Consider the following 25,805-nt stretch of genomic DNA (forward strand, 5'->3'; position numbering starts at 1 on the left):
AAATAAATATCTACTGAATTGTTGCGAAACGTAAATAATAATCAGCTTAAATTCCTAATTTATTCAAAAAGTGGGGAGCTAATTTTTCACAAATTATTTATAACTGCTATAGTATTAATGTATGCTCTAGAGTAGAGCAGAGAAGTTATCTGCGATTTATTGTTGTTTGAAGAAAAAACACAAAATATATATTTTTGTAGAGCAATTGCTAAAGAAAGATGATGAAACTCCAACCACAGGCAAATGAGATTATATAAAAGTTGTACGAGGAGTGAATGGATATCTGATTAGCCTGTTTTACAAGCTGATATATCTGAATAAAGGGAATCTCATCAAGCAAGTATAGGAAAATTATTCAGTTTGTATCAGTTATTAACCCTTTAGAATTAGGGAAAATTTCTATGAATCAACCATATCTTTCTCCCGATGATTTACCTTCTCATAAAACAACACTAATTAGTGAAGTATTACTTAGTCAGTTAGAAGAGACAATCAAACAAAGGTTTTTTGCAGTTTGCGATCGCACCGTCCGTCTTTTATTATCTAGTTGTCATTGGTATTTCAAAATCAATAGCGGTATTCTCATATTAATTATGGTTTGCCATGATATCGAAAGTTATCAGAACATTATGATGACTGTGCCGCATTTAGCCGAAAAGTTAAAGCAATTTGCTAACCAAGCCAAAATCAGTATTAGTTCTCCAGTTAACCAAGGCGTTCCTTGGGTAATCAGTGTCAATGATATCTTTTTCGGAGAAGAATCATCTGAGCGTTGACTCCTAATCAATCAAGGAGTGTATAAACTCAAATCTTCCATTAAAAGACTGAAGTCACAGGCCAGTTACTAAAAAAATACTGGCTTGGCTACACAGGCAAAACCCACTAAGACGCTAGTAAGTCGCTGTTTGTGTAGCCTTAAACTCCAGTCTAAGAAATACAAATTTAACAGTGAACAGTCATCAATAAAAAGGAGTCAGAAGACAGAATTCAGAATTCAGAATTAGTGAATACTCCAACCATAAAGGAATAGATTTGAAATCAAGAAGAAAGTTTTATTTTGATTTCGCCCACGAGGAACGAGGTTTTCCACCCATATTCATCACCCAGCGATGCACTGAGCTTGCCGTTCACGTAGCATCTCCGGCAGGAGAAGTTTCATACAGAATTCATACTGGATTCTGACTCCTGATTTCTGAATTCTTCTTCATAAAAAACTGATAACTGATTTAAAAATTTAAACTCGGCCAGTCTGGTTCACGATAATAACGTGTCATATCATCAAACTTCCGCAATTCAACTCGGTTAACCAGAAACTCTGGCGAATTTCCTAGCCACTGTTGATTTAACTCCGCAAGTAAATCACTGAATTTATTGCGGTCTAAATCTGGCGCTATATCACCAAAATAGCTCAATGTAATATGGGCTGTGAGGTGATAATGTTGTTCAATTCCCAATGCAATCAATTGGGGATTTTGATAAATTGTGCGGCGGAATTGAATTATCTGTTCATAAGAACTTTCATCTTTGGGGACTAAACAAACCGCCAAAGCTCTTGGCATGAGAACTAATCCCAACATTTGCCAGGAAATTGGGTTAGTTCCTGATGTTATGGTTTGTTGATATTGTTGAAATGTTTCCCCGATGTAACGGTGTAATTCTTCCTCAAACTTGGGATTTTTCTCACAAGCATCAAGATAAGCATGATCCCAAATTAAATCTGCCAAAGTTAAATGAAAGCTGGCAGGTGGTACAGGAACAATCAAATCCTGGTTGACAGGTAACTGTAAAAGTTGCTGTTGGTAAGTTGTTAAGGTTGCATAGAAAGCAGCGTTTTCCGCCGCTTCCTCTGCGGTTGGGGTAATTAATGTATAACCAGGAAAAGGCGCTGCTTGTCTTGTTCCAGAAGCAGGTAGGAATTTAGAAGACTCCTGGATATGCTGAACTTGGGTTTTATATGATTCTGGTAGCATCATTCTTGCTACCCGGTTCAGGTAAGTTTGGTAGTTGTCGTCCAATCTTCAATAGCCTCACGTTCTTACTTGATAGATTTTAGGGAAAATTATCCAGTTGTGACTAAGTTGACTTAAAAAGTATTGAGGATTTGGGAAAGGGAGTGGGGAGAAAATATTGAGATGGGTGTGAGGGTGTAGGGTGAAAGTGGGACTAATTTTTGGCTCTGTTCTTCATTTTTGCCTACTCCCCATTCCCTTCACAGATACGAGGTTAATATATGCCGGTTTTGGTTTACTGGGGTGAAGATGACTTTGTTATGGAAAAAGCGGTTAATTCGTTGCGCGATCGCATTTTAGATCCCCTGTGGACAGATTTTAACTATTCTTATTTTGCGCCTGATCAATCTGATGCGGCGATTTCGGCTTTAAATCAAGCCATGACTCCGGCTTTTGGCGCTGGTGGACGTTTGGTTTGGCTGATGAATACTAACCTTTGTCAACAATGTCCTGAAAATGTATTGGCGGAGTTAACGCGCACCTTACCAGTCATTCCCGAAAATTCCTATTTACTGCTTACCAGTCGCAATAAACCAGATGAACGGCTGAAATCTACCAAATTGCTGAAACAATCCGCCACAGAGTTTCGGGAATTTTCGCTGATTCCCCCGTGGAAAACCGAATTAATTGTGCAAGCTGTACAGCAAGCAGCGCAAACAGTAGGAGTGCAACTCGCGCCGAAAACTGCCGAACTGTTAGCCGAAGCTGTGGGTAATGATACAAGGCTGCTTTACAACGAGTTAGAAAAATTGCGGCTGTATCATCTTGATAACAAAAAGCCTTTAGATGTCGAGACTGTTAGTAAATTAGTCAGAAATACTACGCAAAATAGTTTACAATTAGCAGCAGCAATTAGAACAGGCGATACAGGCAAAGCTTTAACTGTGTTGACTGACTTGCTGAATGCGGCAGAACCAGGATTGCGGATAGTGGCAACATTAATTGGTCAATTTCGCACTTGGTTATGGGTCAAAATTGTCACAGATAGCGGTGAGCGTAACCCGCAGGCGATCGCTCAAGCTGCTGATGTCAACAACCCTAAACGTATCTACTTTTTACAACAAGAAGTCAAATTTCTGTCTGTGCAGCAACTAATTTCGTGTTTACCGTTACTCTTGGAGTTAGAAGTCAGCCTTAAGCAAGGATCTGGAGAAATATCCACACTCCAAACTAAAGTAATTGAACTTTGTCAAATATGTAAAGGCAACGGAAAATACATATAAAATTTCGGTACACTGAAATCTTGATTGGAACTTCTCACTCCCAAAATAATTCACAATCAATAAAGCACCCCTACGATTGAGTCCTGTGTCACAGACATGATGAACAACATCACTAACTTGTTTTTCCGAGATACACTGGCAAATTTATTACCTAAAAACTTTTGTTTCACAGTTATGGCTAGTGCAAGTTTGTTAGCCAGCACATTAACATTTACAGCCAAAGCCGACGCTCAAACTCCCACCGTCAATAATAATGAAATTGTCAGCTACGCCCAAGCTGTCTTAGCAATGGAACCATCGCGTCAACAAGCCTTTAGCGAAATCAAAAAATTAATCGGTGGCGGGGAAATTCCCCAGATTGTTTGTAACGACCCTAAAAGCATTAACAATCTACCACGCAAAGCCAGAAATATTGCCATCAACTACTGTAATCGCTCCCAAAAAATCGTGGAAGAAAATGGTTTAACCATTGAGCAGTTTAATAAGATTACTATAGAAATTCAAAACGACGATAACTTAAAAAGGCAAATTTACAACACCTTGATTCGTCTGCAAAAAAAATAATTTTGATAATTGCAAAATCAAAATTTAGCGGATGGGAATTGTAATCACAAATTCTGTACCTGTGCCTGGTAATGAAATACATTGTAATGACCCACGATGCTTTTCATTCACTATCTGGTAACTAATCGATAAGCCTAAACCAGTTCCCTTGCCAATTGGCTTAGTAGTAAAAAAGGGATCAAATAAACGTCTTTGTATTTCCTGGGGAATTCCTGTCCCATTATCAGCAATATGAATCCTAATATTTTCCTGATCACATTCAGAAGAAATGCGAATTATTGGCTGTGAACAGAGACTTTTTTCCCAAGCTTCTTCTACAGCATCAATGGCATTGGCTAAGATATTCATAAATACCTGATTTAATTGCCCAGCAAAACATTTAATCTCAGGCATTTCACAATAATCTTTAATGACTTGAATTTCGGGACGATGAGATTGGGCTTTCAGGCGATGGCGTAAAATTAACAAAGTGCTATCTATACCATCATGCACATTTGCACTTTTAAATTCAGCTTCATCTAAACGTGAAAAAATTCGCAAAGAAAGAACGATTTGATGAATACGTTCTGCGCCTACTTTCATGGAAGTTAGGATTTTGGGTAAATCTTGGAGGATATATTCAATATCAACCTCTTCCATGACATCTTGAATATGAGCCTCTGGGTAGGGATAGGATTGCTGATAAAGTTGAATTAAGTTCAAGATATCGTTAACATAATTTTCCGCGTGTCCCACATTACCATAAATAAAAGTCACGGGATTATTAATTTCATGGGCAACACCAGCAACCAATTGTCCTAAAGATGACATTTTCTCAGTTTGAATGAGTTGAGCCTGAGTTTGCTTTAACGCATTTAAAGTATTTTTTAAATCACGATTTTTGCGTTCAACTTCTTGTGTCCGTTCTTTGATTTTCTCTTCTAAATTTTGGCTATATGCTTCTAATTTATCCTTAGCGGCATACTGTTCTGTTAAAAGCTGCTTGACTTGTTGAATTAGCTGATTTAAAGAAATCGCTAGAACACCTACTTCATCTTGAGTAGTGACTGGTGCTTGTAAGTCAAAATCTGCATCTTCTGTGACTTTTTTGGCAATTTTGGTCACAGCCTGCAAAGGACGAGTGATTTTTTGGCTAATGAAATAGCCTATCAATGTAACAAGTGTTCCTCCTAAGAAAAACAAAATTTCTAAGCGTATCCACAGCGCATCTTGGGTTGTTTCTAATTTCAAGATTGGATAAAGTACAGTGGTAGTTAAAGACTGACTACCTCCTTTGAATAAGATACTTTTAGCGAAATATTCTTGTTGATTAATAACTACTTTGCTGGTGGATGAGTCAGGAGAAGGCGGTTGCCATGTTACCAGCTTAATTTCGGGTATAGTTGATGCAATAATTATGTCATTTTTTGTGCTGACTATTTGTTTAGTAGAACCAATAGCAATTTGTTCTAACAATGACTCATCTACTAAATTACCAATAATAATTCCGCCAATAATTTTTTTAGCAGATTTAATTGGCAAAATGGTTACTTGTAATACTTGTGAACTACCTTCTACATCAACAAAATCATTTAAAATAGAGCCACTACTGGCAAGATTAGTAATAGCTTTATCCAATAACTTAGAATTATTCAAACTTGCATGTTTGATTTCAACTAAGGTATCACTATTAGGATCAACTACTTTGATCCAATCAATTTCTAAGGCAGTCCTGATTGGTAGTAAATCTTGTAGTAGCTTTGCTGTATCTTTTTGTTCAATAGCTAAGTGAATTGTTTCACGTCCGGCTATTAAATTCACTTGAGTTTCTAAATCTTCCTGTTCATGCAGAAAATCTGTATGGACTCTGGCTGCAAAAATTGCAACTTCTTGGCGAAGATTCTGTTCCAGACTATTAGTAAACCAATGTCCAATAATCAACAAACAAAATATAAATATGCTCAAAAATACAGCCAGAAATGAGAAAACTATTTTCTGGCTGAGATTAAGACGAAAGCGAAAATTTCTTCGCATGACAGTTATAAATCTATTTAATTCTTGGTAATAAAGCCTTTATCTTGCAGTAGTTTAGTACCCTCTGAACTAAAGACAAAATCGATAAATCTTTGGGTATTAGATGTAGGTGTTTTCTGCCAAATTAGTCCGAGATGACGTACCATTTGGTATTTACCACTATTGAAATTTTCTTTATTTGGTGCATTACCATTCAGCTTGAGGTGATTGACTGGTAATTGATTAATTAAGGAATAAGCTAGAGAAAAAGCACCAATGGAATAAGGAGTACTTTGGATAGTATCAATTAACTCTCCTTCTTTATTGAGAATCACAGCTTGAGTTGTAGTTTTATCTTGACCTAGATAGTATTTTCTGAGTAGTTTTTTCGCAGATTCATCTTCTGGTCTATCCAAGACCACAATTTTAGCATTTGGCCCGCCTAATTCTTTCCAATTAGTAATTTTGCCAGCGTAAATGGACTTTAACTGATCAGTTGTTAAATTTGTTACACCTTTAACGCTGTTGTGGGTAGCAACGACAAGCAAATCTTGTGCAATTTCTCGATATTGAATTTTACCGTCGTCTTCTTCTGGCTTGAGTTTGTGGCTACTACCAGCAATATCGACAATACCATTTTTCAGGGCGGCGATCACTCCTTCTGATTGACTTTGGGAAACAAACTCAAATGTGTCCGTTTTGTTATTGGCTTGATACGCTTCTGTGAGTACTTTTAAAAGGGTGACAGATGAACTAGAAGGAGCTAGTTTGATTGGTGGCTGGGTTTGGGGATTATTTTGACTAGTAATTTGACTGTTATTTGTCGTACTAGGTGATTTGACGGAATTACAACTACAAAGTCCTAACACGACTAGTCCTAAGAGAATTCGAGTAGTAATAATTTTCATGGTGAGTCAGCCAATGCTTTGTTCAGAATAATTGTCATTTTAGATTACCCAAATACTTAAGCCAAGTAACAGTCAATAATCGTGAAATTACGGTGTAAACAATTCGTGATTGCAACAGCAGCACTTGTAAATATTGATAAGTTTTGTATCATCCTCAATACTCAGATTTTGCTAATCTATTTTTGCAGGCGATCGCTATTTCGTAGTTCACCCAACTCTCAGGAACACTACCCGCAAACTGCAAAATTTTTATACCAGTAAATAAAATTACAAAGTTTGAATTTAGTGGCGCATTCTCCAAACCCACTATAAAATCAGACTCAATCTTTATGTGGATGCCAATATTGCTATTTAATAGCAGGAAATTTGCTATGAGAAAAATTAATAAATCTATATTGTTAACTTTGACTACCGTTGGTTTATCTGTCAGTTATTCGAGCTTATTCGCCACTGAAAATAATCTTCAGCAAGCGACTAATTCACCAAAGCAATTATTGGCACAGTCCCAAACTATTCCTTATGTATATAAATATTTAGATGAAAATAAACGTGAAAGTTACGAATTTTTGAAAAAGCAACTAAACGCATCTATTCAAGATGCCAAAAAGCCAAGTCAAGATAAAGTTATTAATAACCTTTGGGCATTATCCGTCACTAACCCCAAAATTAAAACACGAGAACGGGACGGTAAAACAGAATTTTTGATGGTGAGTTGGCTATATTCATCAAATCCCAATACAGACTGGCCTGTAGGTACAAAACAAATCAGCCGCCAAACTTGGTTAACCGCATTTCCCCAAGTCCAAGAATTTTGCCAAAACTGCAAAGGAACAGGCATTAATTTGCCTGGGAATGTAATGTTAGCTCTAAGATTACAGCAGTATTTAGGTTTAATTTTAAATAAAAGTGCTAATAAAACTCACTTTGTAGAAATGTGGGTCAAAGCAGAGGACTTAAGTAGACCATGTATTGACCCAGAAATCAACGATTCGACTTGTAATGTTTTACCTGTTCCTGTACCTAAAAGTAATTCTCTGCTGCACGACATCTATAAAAACTCTTTTGAGAATGACAAACAAGAATACTATCCTTGGACTGGTTTAGGTTATACATACGATTGGGGAAATCCAAAAAAGCCTCATGTTGGTGCTAGTGAATTTCTCATCAACGGTACTAACAACAAACCAGTTACAGTAGAAGTTGTGGCTGTTAAAGAAACTCTGGAATATTGTAATAACCAGTATTTGAACAATACCTTTGTCAAAATAAGAGCCTACAAAAATTTTGGCAAAAACGGCAAAATGACTCATACATAAGCGTTTAGCTTACAAAGTAGCTAGGAAGCTCAAACCCTTGAGACTGCGTGCAATATATGAAAAAATGCTTACGGGAAACCTTGAAAGAATTTTTAGGACTTATTGTTTTTGCCCAGCCTTGGAGAAATGGGAGTTTATAGATAAACTCACCTTCATAAAAAGTGCTGAGTTAAAAGTGCTGAGTGCTGAGTTAAAAAGACCACCCACACTTCGACCCTTCTCCTACCGGAGACGCTACGCGAACGACAAGCTCAGGGCATCGCAAGGGGTGGGGTATCAACCTTCTCTCGGTAATAGGATTCCGCTTAACATCGGGCGGGGCTTTTACCATAGTGCAGAAGTACTTCCTTCCTCTTTCTTCTTACTCAGCACTCAGCACTCAGCACTCAGGACTGAGCGTTGTAAATTGGCAAAGGTATTGTTTGAAATAGCGGGTTTTCTAAGTTAGTCGCTATAGTTTCGGTTTCCAAAGCAACATGCTTGGTATATGAAAGGGTATGAGGGTGTAAGGTTTTTCATGCTTACACTCTCATACCCAAAACCCCTTGATTATTTAAGTGCTAAATACTATCGCAAATTTGCTGGTATTTCTTGTGGAACTACCCAATAGTAAATAGTTTTTCCATCTACTTGCAGTGTTTGTTGTGGTTTCCAGTCGCCCATATCAAAAGCGTGGGAAACAATTCTTGTACCGGGTTTGAGTTTTAATAATTCGGGGCGGAGTCTGAGGTTGACTTCCGGCAATAGGTAAAGTGTAATTACAGTAGCTTGACTTAAATCCGTTTTGAATAAGTCTTGCTGACGAAATTCTACACGGTCTGTAACTCCGGCTGTTTGGGCGTTGGCGTTCGCTTCTTGAATACGTTCAGGGCTAATATCTATACCTACGCCGCGTGTACCATATTTTTGGGCGGCTGTGACTACGATTCGTCCATCACCACTACCAAGGTCATAAAGTACATCATTTTTACCTACCTTGGCTACTTGCAACATTGCATCAACTACAGGCTGTGGTGTGGGTACATAAGGAACATCACCAGGGCGTTCTTGCGGTTGAGTTGTCGTGGTAGTTGGTGTTTCAGTTTGAGCAGTTAAAACAGGTGGTTTTACTTCTGCGGCTGAGTCTTGTTGTTGGGCGGTGCATCCAGCAATTCCTAAAGTGGTGACACTAACGCCTGTAATTAATAAAAGCAACATTTTTTGAAACATGAATCTACTCCTAAAGCAAAGATGGTGAAAAAATCCCTAACCTCTGGGAACTTGGCGGTAACGATTCCACAGCAGTAGCGGAATACCTGCGGCGACAACTACAACGCCAACAACCGCGCCCACGCCGGTATATACCAAGCTGGAATAAAGCAAATAACCGCAAACTGAACAAAACAGCAATGGTATCAAGGGATAAAATGGCACGCGGAATGGTCGCGGAATTTGTGGTTCTCGATTACGTAGCACTAGTAGCGATGCGCCTGAAAGTAAAAAGAAAAACCAAAATATGGGGGCGGTATAGTCCACCATTGTTTCAAAGCCTTTGCGGGTGAACGTACCTAATAAAACCAATGCTAAGGCGATCGCAGCTTGCAATACTAAAGCATAGCTAGGTGTACTGGGACGTTGCCGCCACTTTCCCATAAAACCAAAGATGGCAAAATCTTGTCCTAAAGCGTAATTCGTCCGCGCCCCAGTAAAAATAGTGGCGTTCAGTGCGCCCAAAGTCGAAACCGCAATTAACAAGCTGATGAATAAAGCGCCCGGTTCGCCCCAAAATGTCCGCATTAAATCGGCGGCGACAGCTTGGGAATTAGCCATGTTTGTTAACCCCAATCCCCGCAGATAAGCCAGATTGATCAGTAAGTAAATTACCGTAATTGTGCCAATACTCCACAAAAGCGATCGCACTATGTTGCGTTGACGATTTTGGATTTCGGCGGAAATATAAGCGGCTTCATTCCAACCGCCATAAGACAACAAAACAAACACCATTGCGAGTCCCCAAGTTCCGGTAGAAGTAGATTCCACAGGGGTGGGAGTATTAGCGGTGGTGGTTAAGCCAATTAACACCACTAGCAACAAACCCAGGACTTTCGCCACCGTGAGTAAGTTTTGTGTCCACTTACCTTGTTGCAAGCCAATAATATTTAAAGCTGTTAAAAATGCGATCGCCATTGCGGCATAAATTGAAGGTGAAAAGTTGCCTAGCTGCCAAATCTGCGAAGCATAATCACCAAATACAAATGCCAACAAGGTAATAGAACCTGTTTGAATTACACTCATCCGCGCCCAAGCAAATAAAAAGGCAATTTCTCGCCCAAAGGCACGTTTAAGATAATAATAAACTCCACCTACATCGGGATATGTCGTGGCTAACTCGGCGTAGCACAATGCACCCACCAAAGAAACCACACCACCGATGAACCAAAATAGCAATACTGCTTGACTACTACCTGCTTGGGTTGCTACTAAAGCGGGAGTTTCAAAAATGCCTGCACCAATTACAATACCGACAATCAACGCCACAGCATCTGATAATGTCAGTGATTGCTTAGGTGCGGTTTCTGTAGTTGCTAAACCTTCCAGTAACTTGTACTTTTCATGTCTACTCACATCGACTCCTGCTTAGTCTTGAGTGTAATGAGCAATGTTGGGTATTGAAGAAGAATTCAGAAGTCAGAATGCTAGATAAATCAGAAAAAATTGATAAATAGAAGCCTCAATTATTTTAGATTGCTTTTCAATTCTGACTCCTGAGTGCTGAATTCTTACCAATTACTTATTTATGATTCAGGATAAATGTGACATAAAAGTGACAAACATCATCATTGTTCATCTTTTGTGAATGAAAAGATCCCCGACTTCTTCAAGAAGTCGGGGATCTAAAATTATCGATTTATATTTACTTTTAAAGTGGCAGTTTAATTTGAAAGATTGAACCTTTGCCTTGTTCACTTTTCACACTGAGATGTCCGCCATGTGCTTCAATGATTTGTTGTGCGATCGCTAATCCCAGTCCAAAGCCACTCGCCGAATTTGTCTGATGTTGTTCTACCCGATAAAATTGCTCAAAGATATGCGGTAAATGTGCGGCAGCAATTCCAATTCCATTATCTTCTACTTCAATGAATGCCTGATTATATCTACTAAATAAACGTAACTCTACCATCCCACCAGCCGGAGTATATTTACAAGCATTACCCAGCAAATTCATCACAGCTAAACATATTAAATCAGCATCTACTTTTACCATAATTGGCGATTTTGGTAAATCACTCTTGAGATTTAAATCTTTAGCGGTAGTCTTTACAGAAGGAGAATTGAATAATTCCGCTAGTAAGTTTCTCAAGTCAACTTCTTTTAAAGACTCTGGAGTTAATCGCCCTGTCCGGCGTGCCAGAAATAGTAAATTGCCAATCAATGTATTCATTGATTTGGCAACTTCCGCGACTTTTTCTAGGCGTAAATGTTTACTATTACTATCTTCTATTGGCGCGAGTAAACCAACTTGAGCATTACTCAAAATTGCCGCTAAGGGAGTACGTAATTCATGGGAAGCATGGGCAGTAAAACGTTCGAGTTGTCTGTAACTTAGCTGGATAGGTTGCATTGCTATACCACTAAGAAACCATCCTGTTAAACCTGTGATTGCTAAAGCAATGAATACTGTGGATATGAGTAGAATTAAAAATCTATGAAGTAATTCTTGGACACGAGTCATTGGTATTGCCATTTGCAAATAGCCAATTAACTTATCTTGATACTCTACTGGTAAAGTAATTTCTCTTACCCAAATTTCTGGTGATGTTAAATCAGATTTATGGGTAATTTTTAATGTACGATAAGCATATCTTTGGGTTAATTTTTTCTGGTTAATTTGCCCAAAGTAACGCTTGAGATTACCTTGAGTGTCATACCACCGAGCATAAATAATATCACTATCTTCTGGTGGTGGGTTATTTCCTAAAACTGGTAAATTTTTCAGAAATACTTGTTTTTCGCCTTGATAATCTTTGTACTTGATACTAGATGTAATTACTTTAGATTTATTGTAGAGAATCAAATCTACAACTTCTAGCTGCTGGACTGATTCTTGATAATAAAGAATCCCAGCAAAAATTACCAGAATACTACCCATTGAGAGAGTAAACCAACTAGCCAAGTTACGGCGGCTACGGTTGAACATAACTCAGAAAAATTAAACTTTATTTTTGCCGTTCAGGATTGAGACGATAACCCATACCATAAACGGTTTCTAGCCAATCTGCTGCATTTAGTAACTGTAAACGCTGGCGCAAACGGCGTACTAAAGTAGTTGTAGCATTACTTTCCGGTTCACTACCCCATTCCCATAAAGCTTGTTCAATTTGATTACGACTTAAAATTTGACAAGGGTGACGCATTAAATATTCTAATAGTTGAAATTCGCGGGTAGATAATTCCACCTGGGCTGCACCTCGTTCTACAATCTGTGTGGAAATGTGCAGTTGCAGATCCGCCAGTTGGAGTTTATCACCTTGCCAAACAGGCGATCGCCTACCTAAAGCCCGTACTCTAGCTAATAATTCAAATAAATCTGTAGGTTTGACTAAATAATCATCTGCACCAGCATCTAAACCTGTGACTTTTTCGCCAGTGGTATCTTTTGCTGTCAACATCAATACAGGTGCGGTTTTACCTGCTTTGCGATATTGCCGACATAAATCCAAACCACTGATTTCTGGTAGCATCCAGTCTAATATCAATAAGTCATAATCTCGCTGGGTAATTGCCCATTGAGCGATCGCACCATTTTCTACACCATCTACAATATGTCCAGCTTGAGACAATGCTGTTTGTAAGGGTTCTAATTGGGCGGTGTCATCTTCTACCAGAAGTATTCGCATTGTTAGCTAGTTTCAGTTATTGCATAACTGATTTTAGAGAAGTTGACTCAGTAAAACTTCTGCCATCAGTGAGATTTTTAACCAAATTGAGCATCAGCCAATGTCGGGATTGAAAAGAATGGGTGTAATACCATTTCACGAAATTACTGATAGAAATCGCTTCCTCTGTAACTCTGCTTCTGGTCGCCGAGCGTTCGCGCAGCGTCTCCGTCAGGAGAAGTCGAGGCGCTACTTGCATATCCGTATCATTTTTAAAGTGAAATGGTATAAGGGTTTTAGATAGATACACTCCTACTGGGAAGTCAAAATTCAAACCTCATACCAAATTAAAAAATGATTGCGACAGATTGATGGCTCAAAAGCTTACCGATCAACCCTTACCCAATCCAAAATCTGTCTTGAAAAGTTTGCTCAAGTCGGGGAACCCGCCCACGCAACTTTTCGCAAAATCTAAAATCCAAAATGGTATCACTCTTCCACTGTTCTAAATCCTATGCGACTACATACTACAAAAGTTATACTTGTAGTATAATGAAATTATTCGATTGAATTTGGGACAATGCGAACAATTGCAGTCGGTGACATTCATGGTTGCTATGAAGAACTGCTTCAGCTATTAAGCAAAGTAGAAATTACAGAGGAAGATTGTTTAATCAGTTTAGGAGATATTGTTGATCGGGGAGTTGATTCGGTCAAAGTATATGACTTTCTCAGAAATCGCCCCAACACAGTGGTGTTAATGGGAAATCACGAACGCAAACATTTGAAGCAAACTCTTTCTTACTCCCAGGAAATTGTTAAATTACAATTTGGCGATCGCTATGGCGAATTTTTAGAATGGATTAGTAATTTACCTTACTATTACGAAACAGATCAGGCAATTTTTGTTCATGCGGCGGTAGAAGATGGTATACCCATTGAAGAACAAAAACAAGAAGTTTTATGTGGTTGTACCGCAGGTGAAAAGCATCTAGAAAAAAAATATAGAGATATATCCTGGAGTCAATTGTATACTGGCATTAAACCAATAATTTTTGGTCATCGTGTGGTTGGCGATTCCCCACTCATAATTGCACAAAAAGCTTATGGTATCGACACAGGCGCTTGTCATGGTGGACAATTGACCGCCCTAATTTTACCTAATTTTGAAATTGTACAAGTGCCAGCACCGAAAGACTATTGGCAAGAAGAAATAGTTAAATGGCAATTGCCTGTGATGATGGCTAAACCTTGGAGTAGTTATAAATGGGAAAAAATTCAGGCGATTTGTGATGAGTTTAGAAAGTCCTCAAATCCAGAATTATCAGCTTTTATTGCCCATAAAGAACAGTGGATACAAAATTTACTTGACCTCGCGCCGCAAGCAATCTTAAAAGTAGAAGAAAAGCTGGCAGAATTAATTTCTATTTATGGCAAAGATAATTTCAAAAAACCAGCTAGTCGTTTTACTTATGCCACACTGCTATATCAAGCTAATGCCAGTAATTTGACAACCAAATTTCTCCAGCAAACTCTACAAACACCAGATAAATGGTTGCAAGTAATGAAGGATTTGGGAATTTAGCTCTAATGCGGGATATAGGGTAAAAAAATATCCTCTGTTTGCTTGAACAAACAGAGGATTTATTTATTTGTAAAAACTTATTTAACTGACACAGCATCAACATCAACTGTTTTTGCAGAGGAATCAACATCATTGGAACTGTCGGTAGGATTGGTAGTAGTAGTCTCTACACCTTTACGTGCTTTCCAACCATCAATGACTAACCCAGATACTTCAGTTACTAATAGTGTCATCAGTAAAACATCATCAAGTTCGCCAACGATAGGAAAAATATCAGGAACAATATCAATAGGGCTGATGAAATAAACTAGTGTTCCTAAAATTACCCACCAGCGATACTTCGGATTACGAATTAAATTGCGATACCAGTTGTACACAGAGTCAATGGAAAATTTCATTTTTTAGCCCTCAAATTACCTTTCATTCTGACAAATCCTGTTGATAATTTCTGGTGGGAATAACCGTCCTAGATGATTCTGGAAGATGCTACATCTTCTCATCCGTAATTTACAAAACTAAATTTTTGCCCCTAAATGTTGAGTTAGTCATCACCTGTGGGAATACTAGGTCACAAAGTATAAATTTACCTCTATCCAAGGTTGGAAGAAAGAAATTGAATGAGTAAGACTGACTCTCCCAAAGTTAAAGCTTTTCCATTGCAACTAGTGTTGATTATTCCTTTTGCATTACAAATTTTTGGTGCGGTGGGTTTAGTCGGCTACTTGTCATTTAAAAATGGACGACAAGCAGTTAATGACTTGGCAGATCAGTTAATGAATCGAACGAATAGCATAGTACAACAGCATTTAGATGCTTATTTATCCATTCCCCACAAGGTAAATCAGATTAATGCAGATGCGATCGCAATGGGATTGTTAGATGTGCGCGATCGCAAAACCATTGGTAAGTTTTTCTGGAAGGAAATGCAGGCTTATGACCTCACTTACATTGGTATGGGATTAACCACAGGTGAGGGAGTTGGAGCCGCCCGCTACGATGGTAAAACAGTTACTATTGATGATTGGAATGCTAAATTACCCAACAATGGACTGAACTACACCACTGATTCGCATGGCGATCGCATCCGCACCAACTACACTTTTGAATACAATAACTTTAAAGAAAGTTGGTATACCGAACCAATCAAAGCTGGTAAACCAATTTGGTCGCGGATTTACGCCTGGAATTCTCTTGATAGTGCTTATATAACTGCCTCTGCTGGTCGTCCTATATATGACGCAAATCAGCGATTATTGGGTATGGTTGGCGCAGACATTCATTTGTTGAAGTTGAGTGAATTTTTGCGGCGTTTAGATATTAGCAATTTTGGACAGGTGTTTATTGTCGAACGTAATGGTCTGTTAATTGCCAGTTCTACTAAGCAAGATACTTTTGCAATAGTTAAGGATGAAGCCCAACGAATCAAAGCTACAGAAAGTCCAGATCCAGTAATTAAAAATATTGCCAAATATATTGAAAATAAATTTAATGGCTTTCAGTCAATTACTGAACAAAAAAAAATTCAGTTGCAACTGCCAAAAGAGACGAAGTTTGTATATGTCACACCTTGGCGTGATCAATATGGACTAGATTGGTTAGTAGTTATGAGTGTGCCAGAAAAAGCCTTTATGGCTAAGATTATTACGAACACTCAAATTACAGTTCTTCTCTGTTTAGCTGCATTAATAGTGGCAACTCTTATTGGTTATTTGACTTCCGGTTGGGTCATTCAACCAATTTTGCGAATCAATCGCGCTAGTCAGGCAATGGCATCAGGTGATTTAGAACAAACTTTAAATATTAGCAAAATAGAAGAACTCAATACATTAGCTCAGTCTTTTAATTATATGGCTGAACAACTGCGTCAATCTTTTAGTGCTTTAGAAGCGAGTAAGACAGAATTAGAAGACCGAGTAGAAGAACGTACTGCTGAATTAAAAACAACATTAATTGAATTACAACGCACCCAGGCGCAAGTTATTCAAAATGAAAAAATGTCTAGTCTTGGTCAACTAGTAGCAGGAGTCGCCCATGAAATTAATAATCCTGTCAATTTTATTCATGGTAATATTACCCACCTAAGCGAATATATTCAAAGTCTGATGCAAATACTTCATCTTTACCAAGAACGCTATCTTGATGAAGACCCAGAAATTCAAGCATTAGCTGAAGAAATTGATTTAGATTTTATGATTGCAGATTTAGATAAGATTCTGCCTTCTATGAAAATGGGAACTGAAAGAATTCGCAATATTGTCTTATCACTGCGAAACTTTTCCCGCATGGATGAAGCTGATTTTAAAACAGTTGATATTCATGAAGGGATTGAAAGTACATTATTAATTTTGCAATACCGTCTTAAAGAAAAACCAGACTATCCAGGAGTTGAAGTTATTCGTGACTATGGTAATTTACCCTTGGTCGAATGTTTTGCTGGACAACTAAATCAAGTGTTGATGAATATATTAGTCAATGCGATGGATGCTTTAGAAGAGTCATTCTTGAATAGTCAAAACTCCACAGCCGCAAAACCACAAATTACTATCCGCACTTGTGCCTTTGATACTCAATGGATCGAAATTGCGATCGCAGATAATGGCCCTGGAATGTCTGAACAAGTCAAACATCGCATCTTCGACCCTTTCTTTACAACTAAACCTGTTGGTAAAGGTACAGGAATGGGTATGGCAATTAGTTATCAAATTATTACCGAAAAGCATCACGGTAAGTTAGATTGTGTCTCTACTCCCGGTGAAGGAACTGAGTTTAAAATTCAAATTCCGGTAAAACAGTAGTTAAGTAGGGAGTAGGGAGTAGGGAGTTGTGAGTGGGTAGGGGTATAAGGGAAAGAATAAAAACGAGCATTACATAGTTATAAATTAGTACTCTTCCCCTACACCCCACCCCCCTATATCTCTAAACTTAGTCCTGACAAGGGTTTCAGATTTTCTTAGTGACATTTCCCTTACACCCCTACACCCTTATACCCTCACACCCACTCCCCAATCCCTACTTCTGACTCGGCTTCAGTGCTAACAAAACTTCTAGCTGACTGGTTGATTTATCTGGACTAGTAGCGGTAGCAGCAAAACCACGAATAGAACTTAAAAGAGCATTAACATCAGGTGGAATTGGTCTACCTTGACCTGCAAGGCGGTTGACTAAAGTCACAGTTTTATCCATATCTACATAGAAATAACCACCGTTCGGTTGTTGCAATGAACCTGTGACATTTTTAAAGGTATCGCTTTGATCGAGGGATGGGCTTTTAGCAGCAGCTAAGGCCTCGGCTACAGGTTCACCAACTGCTAAAAAGACGGTATCTTGGTCTAACCAAGCATGAGATAATAATGCTCCTTGTTTAGGTATTTGCCACTCTGTGACATCTTTACCACCGATGTTGCGGGTGGCGATGTTAACTCCTTGGGCTTTGGCTATGTTGTCAAGTTTTGTGAAGGTGGCTTCTGCGGTTTTGCGATCGCTTGTATCAAACACCAGCGCCCCACCAAAACCCACACTTGCTAATACACCTTGATTAGATGGAACTGCACCAATCCCAAATTCGCCATCCATCCAGCCAAAAACTTCTTTATCTAAGTCAATCTCGGCAGATTTTAGCTGAGTGCGGATTTGTTGGAGTGTTTGCTGAACTTCAGGATAATCTTTTGATTGTTCTGTGAAGGTTTGCCAACCACGGCTGATACCGTTACCACTAATTAATGCAAAGGTATCGCCAGGAAACTGGGACAATATTTTAGCTGGTGTGTTTTGATACTGAAACTTGCTGAGTTGCGGATCTAAATTAGCGATCGCTTTTACCCGCACTCCCTGATCATCAATACCCACACCAGCCACCATTGATTTTACCTGCTTCAACTGTGACAAGGTTTGGGGCGGCAAGGCTTTACCTTGGGTGTTGTTTATTGCCCATTGTTCTACCATCCCAGAATAGTCTGGTACATAAACTTGTACAAGGGTATTTTGCAGATTTACATTTTGGCTGAGTAAACGATTAGCACCTTCCTTACTAGCAAAAGAAGGTTGACCTTTATAGGTATCAATTGCTTTTTCTACAGCTTGTTTGTCAGGAGATAAAATTAAATGACTATTATTAACAACTACACTATATGTTGGTCTACCCTTTTCCTCAGTAGTTTCTGTAATCTTCTCACCTTTATAGTCAATTTCTTGACTTTTCACTCCTTTTTGATTTTTTAATTTACTGGCAAAATTCAAAGCAGTTAATTTATCTTTGATCCCAATCACCATTAGCATGTTTGTGCTTTGTTGCACTTTTAATGGTGGATTGGCTCGATTGGTGGGAAATTTTAACTGAGCAGGTTGAGTTTTACTTGGTGGTAAAACAGCAATCATCACGCCACTAATCCAAGGTTTAATATCTTTATCGTAAGAAATATCACTACCTTTAAAAGTATTTTTATTGAAATCCTCTAAACTTTTCACCAGTAATTTTTGGGCTTCTGGTGTACCGAACTGCTGTAATTTTGCCCAAACTTGGTCATCAGTAGAAATGTAAGTAGTCATCAGGGCTGATTCAGGAACTAATTTAGCACTACCAATAGCCCCGGAAATATCTCCAGATGGCCCTTTGAACAAATAGGTATAGACTGCTACACCTCCTGTCACCGCCACAACTGCGCCAATTGCAGGTACTAAAAACTTTAATTTACTTTCAGGCATTGTTACTTTCCTCATTTTCCTCAGATTTTTACCGAGGGTAGTAAAAACGTCATTGTTGAGTTCTCGGAATTATTCAAGAAGAATTCAGAATCAATGAGGAGAAAATTCCTCACCACCCTTTTGCAGCCTACTTCAGATATCCGATGGAGTATGGTACTTCACCCATTTACTTATATGCGGCTTAGTACAAAACACGCCACGGAAATTTACTAGGTGCTTATATACTGGATTTTGACTCCAGACTCCTGAATTCCATTAAATAAACTTCACGATTTCTTAGGGTTTCACTGTTAAAATTAGTAAATCTACACACAAGCAGTAAAAAAAACACCAAAGAAATACTTCAATGAAATCAAAGCAAAATCCGTAAATGGTTATTCATCTTGAGAGATAGCCTGTGGTAAATTTGCAAGCTATCCTAATCTCATCAGCAAATTTGCCGAGTCTTGGTACTCAAGGAAAAATTATCAAGAACATCCCCACAGCAGCAGAGAAAGGTTCATGGGAATCTCCCCAAAATTGCAAAGATGGCATATTTTCTATCCGCTATTCGGATGAGTAAACATCACAAATAGCAGGATTCTCGAAAATTTACTTAAATTTTTTAAGATTAAAGGGTCAGTCAGCATCAATGTCGCATTCATATTTTGATACAGAAAATAACGGACGCAAATCTTTTGAGTTACCGGGAGCCAGACCACACTATAATCCAGATCGTCCTGGACAGGTAGAGCATATTTTTCTTGACCTGCACTTAGATATCCCCAAGCAAAGTTATCACGGTAGCTGTAGTATTCGCCTATTACCCATTCGTAGTGGAATTGACCGTTTAGTACTGGATGCAGTCAACTTAAATATCCAGTCTGTACAAGTAGATGAGGTGGTGCAAAAATTTGACTACGACGGTGAACAGCTTGCTATTAAGCTTGACCAACCGACAGAACAAGGGAAAAGAATTTTAATTGCGATCGCCTACTCCGCCGAAAAACCCCAACGCGGTATATACTTTATCCAACCAGACAAACACTATCCCCACAAACCTACTCAAGTCTGGACTCAGGGAGAAGACGAAGACTCCCGTTTTTGGTTTCCCTGCTTTGACTATCCCGGACAACTCTCCACCTCAGAAATTCGTGTGCGGGTTCCCAAAGCATTAGTAGCGATTTCTAACGGTGAATTAATCGAAACCATCGAGGAAGGTTCCGAAAAAATTTATCATTGGTCACAGCAGCAAGTTCATCCTACATATCTAATGACTCTAGCTGTGGCTGACTTTACCGAAATTCGAGATGAATGGCAAGGTAAACCAGTGACTTACTACGTGGAAAAAGGCCGGGAAGCAGATGCTAAACGCAGCATGGGCAAAACTCCCCGTATGGTCGAATTTTTGAGTGAAAAGTATGGTTATCCATATCCTTTTCCCAAATATGCCCAAGTTTGCGTTGATGACTTTATCTTTGGGGGGATGGAAAATACTTCCACCACCTTATTAACAGACCGTTGTCTTTTAGATGAACGCGCTGCTTTAGATAACCGCAACACCGAAAGTTTAGTTGTTCATGAACTGGCGCATCAATGGTTTGGTGATTTGCTAGTAATTAAGCATTGGTCTCATGCTTGGATTAAAGAAGGTATGGCTTCTTACTCTGAAGTTATGTGGACAGAACATGAATATAGTGCTGAAGAAGCTGCATACTATCGGTTAATAGAAGCGCGGAGTTATTTAAGCGAAGATCGCAGCCGTTACCGCCGCCCAATGGTGACTCATGTTTACCGCGAAGCCATTGAACTGTATGACCGCCACATCTACGAAAAAGGGTCTTGTGTTTATCACATGATTCGGGCGGAATTGGGTGAAGAATTATTTTGGCACGCCATTCAAACCTTTGTGCAGGATAATGCCCATAAAACTGTTGAAACAGTAGACTTACTCCGCGCCATTGATAAAGCAACAGGTAGAAATTTAGCTTTCCTCTTTGACCAATATGTTTATCGTGGCGGTCATCCTGATTTTAAAGTGGCTTACTCTTGGGATGGTGATGCAAATTTAGCCAAGGTCACAGTTACCCAAACTCAAGCTGATAAAAATAGCAGTAAAAATTTATTTGACTTAAAAATCCCCATCGGTTTCGGCTACGTCCAAAAAGACTCCACAGAAAAACTCAGCACTCAGCACTCAGCACTCAGCACTTTTACAGTCCGAGTAAATGAAGCAGAACAAAGCTTCTACTTCCCACTATCAGCCAAGCCAGATTTTATTAGCTTTGATGTCGGCAATCATTTCTTAAAAACTGTCACTTTGGAATATCCCCTTCCTGAGTTGAAAGCGCAGTTAGAATCTGACCCTGACCCAATTTCCCGCATTTATGCAGCGACAGCTTTAGCGAAAAAAGGCGGTTTGGAAGCAACCAAAGCATTATCTAAAGCATTGATAAAAGAACCATTTTGGGGGGTGCGGGTGGAAGTTGCCAAACAACTAGCAGAAGTCAAGTTAGATCAAGCCTTTGATGGTTTAGTGGTGGGATTAAAAGATAAAAGTCCTTATGTGCGGCGTGCGGTTGTGAATGCACTGGCGACCATCAAAACCTATGATAGTTATAAGGCTGTGAAAGAGAGAGTGCAAGATGGCGATCGCAGTTATTATGTAGAAGCCGCAGCCGCTACAGCCATCGGCGCGATCGCAGCTGCTAATCTGGATGAAAAGCCCAAGGAAGAAAAGGTCATCAAGCTACTGAAATCAGTTTTAGAAGAAAAAGCTGGTTGGAATGAAGTAGTTCGTAGTGGTGCAGTTAACGGTTTAGCAGAACTCAAAACTTCCGAAGCCGCTTTAAATCTGTTGCTGGAATACACCAAACAAGGAGTTCCCCAAGCCTTGCGGTTAGCGACAATCAAGGCTTTAGGTAAAATTTCCGTTGGTCAAACACCAGTTAACTTAGAACGGATTTTAGATAGATTAGCCGAACTCGCCAAAGAAACCTTCTTCTTAACCCAAGTAGCAGTAGTTACAGCCTTGGGTAAAATGGAAACACCCAAAGCAATTGACATTTTGCGATCGCTTGCTGAACAAACCCCCGATGGTCGCGTGCGTCGCTATGCTGACGAAGAAATTGCCAATGTCCAAAAACATATCGGTACAGAAACCGCCCTGCGTCAATTGCGCGAAGAACTCGACCAACTCAAAAAACAAAACCAAGAACTCAAAAGCCGCTTAGAAAACTTAGAGGCGAAATCTAAGTAGAGGCTAGAGGCTGGGGGTTAGCGGTTAGTTATACCTGTAGGGTGCGTGAATGAAATGTCACGCACCTTTTGAATATTGAGAGCTTGGTTTCTCGCCAGCTAGAATGATTAGTGAGTAGAATGAGGTCTTGCAATCGATGACTTTTAATGATGTGGTCGAAGTAATCAAAAGTCTCTCCGTAGATGAGAAGCTTGAACTTCAACTTTTGTTGCAGCAATACCTCCGTGAAGAGCGCCGTGAAGAAATATACGACAATTTTCAGTCGGCAAAAATGGAACAGCAAAAAGGTGAACTGAAGTTTTCCTCCAACATCAATGAACTAAAACAACTGATAGAGGAGTAATCGTGGAAGTTAGTTTCAGTTCCGCATTTAAACGTGCTTTTAAAAAGCGCATCAAAGGCAACATAGATTTAGAAGCAAAGTTTTGGCAAAAACTGGAACAGTTCACTATAGATCCATTTGATCCAAGCTTGAAAACGCACAAACTATCGGGAAAGCTTCAAGAATTTTGGAGTTTTAGTGTAGATTACGATGAAAGAGTACTGTTCTACTTTACAGAAGACGGCAAAGCTGTATTTGTAGATATCGGTAGCTATGACGAGGTTTATTGAGCAGCACGAACTATTAGAAGATGTAGCCATGTTGCCAGATAACATTCTAGAGGAAATTCATAAAAACCCTAAAGACCATACCAAGTCTTGTAACTGCGACTTAGACGCGATGTTTGCAGACTAGAACAAGAAGCGCAGAACAGTTGTTAACTTGTCAGCCAAGCCCGATCTAAAGACGACAAAAACCACTAGTGAGCAAGTGCGATCGCTACAAGTCATCCGCCAAACTTGATAACTTGTAGCAGATAAACATAATCACATCCAAGCTCAGTAACAATATATCCAGAAAAAGCTTTTTCTTAACAATTCTTTAACCATTGCGGATTGGTTTTTGACCGATTTTCGCGGATTATTTGTACTTTTATAAAGTATAATTAAGAAAAAGATAAAAAAAAGAGGCAAGCACGGTAAGCTTTTATGGCTGCGTGTGTACCCGAAAAAAGGTAAAGTTTAATAGTTTTTTATAAAAAGCTAAGGTTATCCTAACGAGCAATCAGCTTGTACTTGGGGATGCCAAAAAACAAAAACAACAGTGTAGATTTCCCAGTTGAAGAGGCAACAAAAAGCGTGGGTCAGTATCAACCTGCTCAGCTAAAGCGGTATAATCCAGAAGCGATCGCTCGTCACTATCGTTACCGCCCCTGGTTAGCATGGGGACGCTTGCTGAGAATTATTTGGTCTTTTGCTGGATTCGTTTTGAGTCTAAAGTGGGATGAATGGCAAAATCAAGTAGAGCAGAATCGGGGAAAGCGAGCTACCCAGTTGCGTCAACTACTAACAAGCCTAGGCCCCACCTTCATTAAAGTTGGTCAAGCCCTCTCCACCCGGCCTGACCTGATTCGCAAAGATTTCTTAGAAGAGTTGGTAAAATTACAAGACCAACTGCCAGCTTTCGATAGTGCGATCGCATACACAATTATTGAAAAAGAACTTGATTGTCCCATATCAGCAGTTTACAGTGAATTATCACCAGAACCTGTAGCGGCAGCAAGTTTAGGTCAAGTTTATCGGGGACGTTTGATTAGTGGTGAAGAAGTCGCAGTCAAAGTACAACGCCCCAACCTCCGACCACTTCTCACCTTAGACCTTTATTTAATGCGTTGGGCTGCGAGTTGGCTTGCACCTTTGCTACCCCTAAATCTCGGTCACGATTTGACCTTAATTGTGGACGAGTTCGGGACAAAATTATTTGAAGAAATTGACTACATCAACGAAAGTCGCAACGCCGAAAAATTTGCCAACAACTTCCGCAACGACCCCCAGGTAAAAGTCCCGGCAATTTACTGGCGTTACACTAGCAGTCGGGTATTAACCCTAGAATGGATCAACGGCTTGAAGCTAACAGATACAAAAAGTATCCGTGCTGCTGGTTTAGATCCTGAAACTATTATCCAAATTGCTGTCACTTCTGGTTTGCGTCAACTGCTAGAGTTCGGCTTCTTCCACGCTGACCCCCATCCTGGTAACTTATTTGCTATGCCCGATGGTCGTATGGCTTACATCGACTTTGGCATGATGGATCAGTTAGAAGAAACCAGCAAAGAAAATTTAGTTGATGCTTTAGTACATTTGGTCAACAAAGACTATCTGGACTTAGCCACAGATTTTGTCAATTTGGGTTTTTTGACTGCCGACACAAATATTGTGCCAATTGTACCAGCATTAGAAACTGTGTTAGGCGATGCAATTGGTAAGAACGTTGGGGATTTTAACTTCAAAACCATTACCGATGAATTTTCGGAATTAATGTATGAATATCCCTTTCGAGTTCCGGCTAAGTTTGCGTTAATTATTCGCTCATTAGTCACACAAGAAGGAATTGCCCTCAGCCTTAACCCCAATTTTAAAATTGTGGAGGTTGGTTATCCTTACATTGCCCGACGCTTACTTACAGGCGAGTCTCCCCAATTGCGGCGACGGTTGCTGAACGTGCTGTTTAAAGATGGTAAATTCCAGTGGCAGCGATTGGAAAACTTAATTGCGATCGCCCGCACAGATGGTAACTTTGATGTATTACCTACAGCCCAAATGGGATTGCAATTTTTGTTATCAGAAGAAGGTAAATTTCTGCGGCGACAATTAGTATTAGCCCTCACAGAAGATGACCGTCTGCATACAGAAGAAGTACAACGCCTGTGGGATTTAGTCAAAGATGACATCAAACCCAATCGTTTAATAGATGTCGCCATTCGCTTATTAACCGAATTTTCTAGAGAAGGAGTAGCCGCTATTTTACCAAGAGCTACAGCTTTTGTTAATTTAGGAGATTCGGCATCAGGTATCACGCACTAAAACCTGCAAACTCCCATCTGATAACAGGAGGTAAAATTACCTCCTATCACTTTGATAGCGCATTATTACAAACAGTAAATTTTCTGACCTTTTAATATAATTCGGAGTTTTCATGTACTACTTCCCAGAACAACCACCTTATTTTCTTCTAGCTATTGGCTTATTTATTGCTGTAACTTCTGGTGTTGGTTTATCTGGCACACTTAAAATTATTGTGCAGAAATGGCAAAAAAATAGTACAGAGAAATCCGAATCTCGTGTTTATTCTCAACAATTATTAGTACCATTTATCGGTATTACTTTTGGTATTAGTCTTTTTCTTTATTCAGGTTTAGCTATCTTTGGCTTTCCTCCTATTCTGGCATTAGGAGTTGGTTTACCAATAAGTTTGTTGACTGGCTTATTAGTATGGTTGCAATTAAGCAGTATGCTCACCTTTGCCAAAACTCAAGGAATGCAATCCCTTGATTTAGATTCTTTATCTTAGAAACATTGGCTCAGAATTCAGA

The 25,805-nt window shown here is 39.2% G+C and carries 23 protein-coding genes; 13 read left to right on the plus strand and 10 right to left on the minus strand.

All coding sequences use genetic code 11. The features are described 5' to 3' along the window. The first annotated feature begins 401 nt into the window (after positions 1-401). Positions 402-776: a hypothetical protein gene (locus H6G28_RS20120; protein ID WP_190590619.1), complete on the plus strand. Its 375-nt coding sequence runs from the start codon at positions 402-404 to the stop codon at positions 774-776. 450 nt (positions 777-1,226) lie between these two features. Here H6G28_RS20120 and H6G28_RS20125 read toward each other — a convergent pair whose 3' ends face one another. Further along, the gene (locus H6G28_RS20125) at positions 1,227-2,015 is read right to left on the minus strand and encodes a DUF1868 domain-containing protein (protein WP_190590620.1); all 789 of its coding nucleotides are present in this window, start codon (positions 2,013-2,015) and stop codon (positions 1,227-1,229) included. A 215-nt stretch (positions 2,016-2,230) separates the two neighbouring features. Between H6G28_RS20125 and holA the strand changes: the two genes are divergently transcribed. Continuing rightward, a complete protein-coding gene (gene holA / locus H6G28_RS20130) occupies positions 2,231-3,232 on the plus strand; it encodes a DNA polymerase III subunit delta (RefSeq protein WP_190590621.1) in 1,002 nt (333 codons plus the stop codon). A gap of 99 nt (positions 3,233-3,331) precedes the next feature. After that, positions 3,332-3,796, plus strand: coding sequence for a DUF4168 domain-containing protein (locus tag H6G28_RS20135; RefSeq protein ID WP_190590721.1), 465 nt, complete (start codon positions 3,332-3,334; stop codon positions 3,794-3,796). Between the two features lie 24 nt (positions 3,797-3,820). Here H6G28_RS20135 and H6G28_RS20140 read toward each other — a convergent pair whose 3' ends face one another. Together H6G28_RS20140 and H6G28_RS20145 are read right to left on the minus strand one after the other, a co-directional pair. After that, a complete protein-coding gene (locus H6G28_RS20140) occupies positions 3,821-5,809 on the minus strand; it encodes a sensor histidine kinase (RefSeq protein ID WP_190673510.1) in 1,989 nt (662 codons plus the stop codon). Between the two features lie 17 nt (positions 5,810-5,826). Continuing rightward, positions 5,827-6,696, minus strand: coding sequence for a substrate-binding domain-containing protein (locus H6G28_RS20145; RefSeq protein WP_190673513.1), 870 nt, complete (start codon positions 6,694-6,696; stop codon positions 5,827-5,829). A gap of 371 nt (positions 6,697-7,067) precedes the next feature. Here H6G28_RS20145 and H6G28_RS20150 point away from each other — a divergent pair, with 371 nt between their 5' ends. Continuing rightward, the gene (locus tag H6G28_RS20150; RefSeq protein ID WP_242054624.1) at positions 7,068-8,012 is read left to right on the plus strand and encodes a hypothetical protein; all 945 of its coding nucleotides are present in this window, start codon (positions 7,068-7,070) and stop codon (positions 8,010-8,012) included. 567 nt (positions 8,013-8,579) lie between these two features. Here H6G28_RS20150 and H6G28_RS20155 read toward each other — a convergent pair. The 5 genes from H6G28_RS20155 to H6G28_RS20175 form a co-directional block, all read right to left on the minus strand. Continuing rightward, on the minus strand, positions 8,580-9,221 hold the full coding sequence (locus H6G28_RS20155) for an SAM-dependent methyltransferase (protein ID WP_190673516.1): 642 nt from the start codon (positions 9,219-9,221) through the stop codon (positions 8,580-8,582). A gap of 36 nt (positions 9,222-9,257) precedes the next feature. After that, the gene (locus tag H6G28_RS20160) at positions 9,258-10,616 is read right to left on the minus strand and encodes an APC family permease (RefSeq protein WP_190590626.1); all 1,359 of its coding nucleotides are present in this window, start codon (positions 10,614-10,616) and stop codon (positions 9,258-9,260) included. A gap of 295 nt (positions 10,617-10,911) precedes the next feature. After that, positions 10,912-12,189, minus strand: coding sequence for a sensor histidine kinase (locus tag H6G28_RS20165; protein WP_190673520.1), 1,278 nt, complete (start codon positions 12,187-12,189; stop codon positions 10,912-10,914). Positions 12,190-12,208: 19 nt separating this feature from the next. Beyond that, positions 12,209-12,889, minus strand: a complete 681-nt coding sequence (gene rppA / locus H6G28_RS20170) for a two-component system response regulator RppA (RefSeq protein WP_190590628.1) — start codon at positions 12,887-12,889, stop codon at positions 12,209-12,211. A gap of 16 nt (positions 12,890-12,905) precedes the next feature. Continuing rightward, on the minus strand, positions 12,906-13,127 hold the full coding sequence (locus tag H6G28_RS20175; RefSeq protein WP_190590629.1) for a hypothetical protein: 222 nt from the start codon (positions 13,125-13,127) through the stop codon (positions 12,906-12,908). Positions 13,128-13,448: 321 nt separating this feature from the next. On the opposite strand from H6G28_RS20175, the gene H6G28_RS20180 reads away from it, so the two are divergent. Further along, complete coding sequence (locus H6G28_RS20180) at positions 13,449-14,453, plus strand: metallophosphoesterase (protein WP_190673522.1); 1,005 nt, start codon at positions 13,449-13,451, stop codon at positions 14,451-14,453. Between the two features lie 77 nt (positions 14,454-14,530). Here H6G28_RS20180 and H6G28_RS20185 read toward each other — a convergent pair whose 3' ends face one another. Next, positions 14,531-14,851, minus strand: a complete 321-nt coding sequence (locus H6G28_RS20185) for a YkvA family protein (RefSeq protein WP_190590631.1) — start codon at positions 14,849-14,851, stop codon at positions 14,531-14,533. A gap of 219 nt (positions 14,852-15,070) precedes the next feature. Between H6G28_RS20185 and H6G28_RS20190 the strand changes: the two genes are divergently transcribed. Further along, on the plus strand, positions 15,071-17,248 hold the full coding sequence (locus tag H6G28_RS20190; protein WP_190673525.1) for an ATP-binding protein: 2,178 nt from the start codon (positions 15,071-15,073) through the stop codon (positions 17,246-17,248). 214 nt (positions 17,249-17,462) lie between these two features. On the opposite strand, the gene H6G28_RS20195 is transcribed toward H6G28_RS20190, so the two are convergent. After that, positions 17,463-19,154, minus strand: coding sequence for a DUF3352 domain-containing protein (locus H6G28_RS20195; RefSeq protein ID WP_190673528.1), 1,692 nt, complete (start codon positions 19,152-19,154; stop codon positions 17,463-17,465). Between the two features lie 397 nt (positions 19,155-19,551). On the opposite strand from H6G28_RS20195, the gene H6G28_RS20200 reads away from it, so the two are divergent. The 7 genes from H6G28_RS20200 (at position 19,552) to H6G28_RS20230 (ending at position 25,783) form a co-directional block, all read left to right on the plus strand. Further along, positions 19,552-19,716: a hypothetical protein gene (locus H6G28_RS20200; RefSeq protein WP_190590634.1), complete on the plus strand. Its 165-nt coding sequence runs from the start codon at positions 19,552-19,554 to the stop codon at positions 19,714-19,716. A 69-nt stretch (positions 19,717-19,785) separates the two neighbouring features. Further along, positions 19,786-22,392: a M1 family metallopeptidase gene (locus tag H6G28_RS20205; RefSeq protein ID WP_190673531.1), complete on the plus strand. Its 2,607-nt coding sequence runs from the start codon at positions 19,786-19,788 to the stop codon at positions 22,390-22,392. 136 nt (positions 22,393-22,528) lie between these two features. Continuing rightward, positions 22,529-22,735 carry a hypothetical protein gene (locus H6G28_RS20210; RefSeq protein WP_190673534.1) on the plus strand — a complete coding sequence of 69 codons (207 nt, stop codon included), beginning with the start codon at positions 22,529-22,531 and terminating at the stop codon, positions 22,733-22,735. A 2-nt stretch (positions 22,736-22,737) separates the two neighbouring features. Beyond that, the gene (locus tag H6G28_RS20215) at positions 22,738-23,004 is read left to right on the plus strand and encodes a type II toxin-antitoxin system RelE/ParE family toxin (protein ID WP_190673537.1); all 267 of its coding nucleotides are present in this window, start codon (positions 22,738-22,740) and stop codon (positions 23,002-23,004) included. Beyond that, the gene (locus H6G28_RS20220) at positions 22,988-23,128 is read left to right on the plus strand and encodes a hypothetical protein (RefSeq protein ID WP_190590638.1); all 141 of its coding nucleotides are present in this window, start codon (positions 22,988-22,990) and stop codon (positions 23,126-23,128) included. Before H6G28_RS20215 ends, H6G28_RS20220 begins: the two co-directional genes overlap by 17 nt. Before the next feature lie 443 nt (positions 23,129-23,571). Beyond that, positions 23,572-25,296: an ABC1 kinase family protein gene (locus H6G28_RS20225; RefSeq protein WP_190590722.1), complete on the plus strand. Its 1,725-nt coding sequence runs from the start codon at positions 23,572-23,574 to the stop codon at positions 25,294-25,296. A 112-nt stretch (positions 25,297-25,408) separates the two neighbouring features. Then, positions 25,409-25,783 (plus strand): hypothetical protein, encoded by a 375-nt coding sequence (locus tag H6G28_RS20230; protein ID WP_190590639.1) that lies wholly within the window; start codon positions 25,409-25,411, stop codon positions 25,781-25,783. The last annotated feature ends 22 nt before the right edge of the window (positions 25,784-25,805 follow it).

The sequence above is a fragment of the Nostoc sp. FACHB-190 genome (assembly GCF_014696905.1).
GTDB lineage: Bacteria > Cyanobacteriota > Cyanobacteriia > Cyanobacteriales > Nostocaceae > Nostoc_B.

What these genes read in the sequence shown, in the direction of transcription:
- H6G28_RS20120 (WP_190590619.1), top strand. Translation starts at nt 402, where the DNA reads ATGAATCAACCATATCTTTCTCCCGATGATTTACCTTCTCATAAAACA.
- holA (WP_190590621.1), top strand. Translation starts at nt 2,231, where the DNA reads ATGCCGGTTTTGGTTTACTGGGGTGAAGATGACTTTGTTATGGAAAAA.
- H6G28_RS20135 (WP_190590721.1), top strand. Translation starts at nt 3,332, where the DNA reads ATGAACAACATCACTAACTTGTTTTTCCGAGATACACTGGCAAATTTA.
- H6G28_RS20140 (WP_190673510.1), bottom strand. Translation starts at nt 5,809, where the DNA reads ATGCGAAGAAATTTTCGCTTTCGTCTTAATCTCAGCCAGAAAATAGTT.
- H6G28_RS20145 (WP_190673513.1), bottom strand. Translation starts at nt 6,696, where the DNA reads ATGAAAATTATTACTACTCGAATTCTCTTAGGACTAGTCGTGTTAGGA.
- H6G28_RS20150 (WP_242054624.1), top strand. Translation starts at nt 7,068, where the DNA reads ATGAGAAAAATTAATAAATCTATATTGTTAACTTTGACTACCGTTGGT.
- H6G28_RS20155 (WP_190673516.1), bottom strand. Translation starts at nt 9,221, where the DNA reads ATGTTTCAAAAAATGTTGCTTTTATTAATTACAGGCGTTAGTGTCACC.
- H6G28_RS20165 (WP_190673520.1), bottom strand. Translation starts at nt 12,189, where the DNA reads ATGTTCAACCGTAGCCGCCGTAACTTGGCTAGTTGGTTTACTCTCTCA.
- rppA (WP_190590628.1), bottom strand. Translation starts at nt 12,889, where the DNA reads ATGCGAATACTTCTGGTAGAAGATGACACCGCCCAATTAGAACCCTTA.
- H6G28_RS20175 (WP_190590629.1), bottom strand. Translation starts at nt 13,127, where the DNA reads ATGCAAGTAGCGCCTCGACTTCTCCTGACGGAGACGCTGCGCGAACGC.
- H6G28_RS20180 (WP_190673522.1), top strand. Translation starts at nt 13,449, where the DNA reads ATGCGAACAATTGCAGTCGGTGACATTCATGGTTGCTATGAAGAACTG.
- H6G28_RS20185 (WP_190590631.1), bottom strand. Translation starts at nt 14,851, where the DNA reads ATGAAATTTTCCATTGACTCTGTGTACAACTGGTATCGCAATTTAATT.
- H6G28_RS20190 (WP_190673525.1), top strand. Translation starts at nt 15,071, where the DNA reads ATGAGTAAGACTGACTCTCCCAAAGTTAAAGCTTTTCCATTGCAACTA.
- H6G28_RS20195 (WP_190673528.1), bottom strand. Translation starts at nt 19,154, where the DNA reads ATGCCTGAAAGTAAATTAAAGTTTTTAGTACCTGCAATTGGCGCAGTT.
- H6G28_RS20205 (WP_190673531.1), top strand. Translation starts at nt 19,786, where the DNA reads ATGTCGCATTCATATTTTGATACAGAAAATAACGGACGCAAATCTTTT.
- H6G28_RS20210 (WP_190673534.1), top strand. Translation starts at nt 22,529, where the DNA reads ATGACTTTTAATGATGTGGTCGAAGTAATCAAAAGTCTCTCCGTAGAT.
- H6G28_RS20220 (WP_190590638.1), top strand. Translation starts at nt 22,988, where the DNA reads ATGACGAGGTTTATTGAGCAGCACGAACTATTAGAAGATGTAGCCATG.
- H6G28_RS20230 (WP_190590639.1), top strand. Translation starts at nt 25,409, where the DNA reads ATGTACTACTTCCCAGAACAACCACCTTATTTTCTTCTAGCTATTGGC.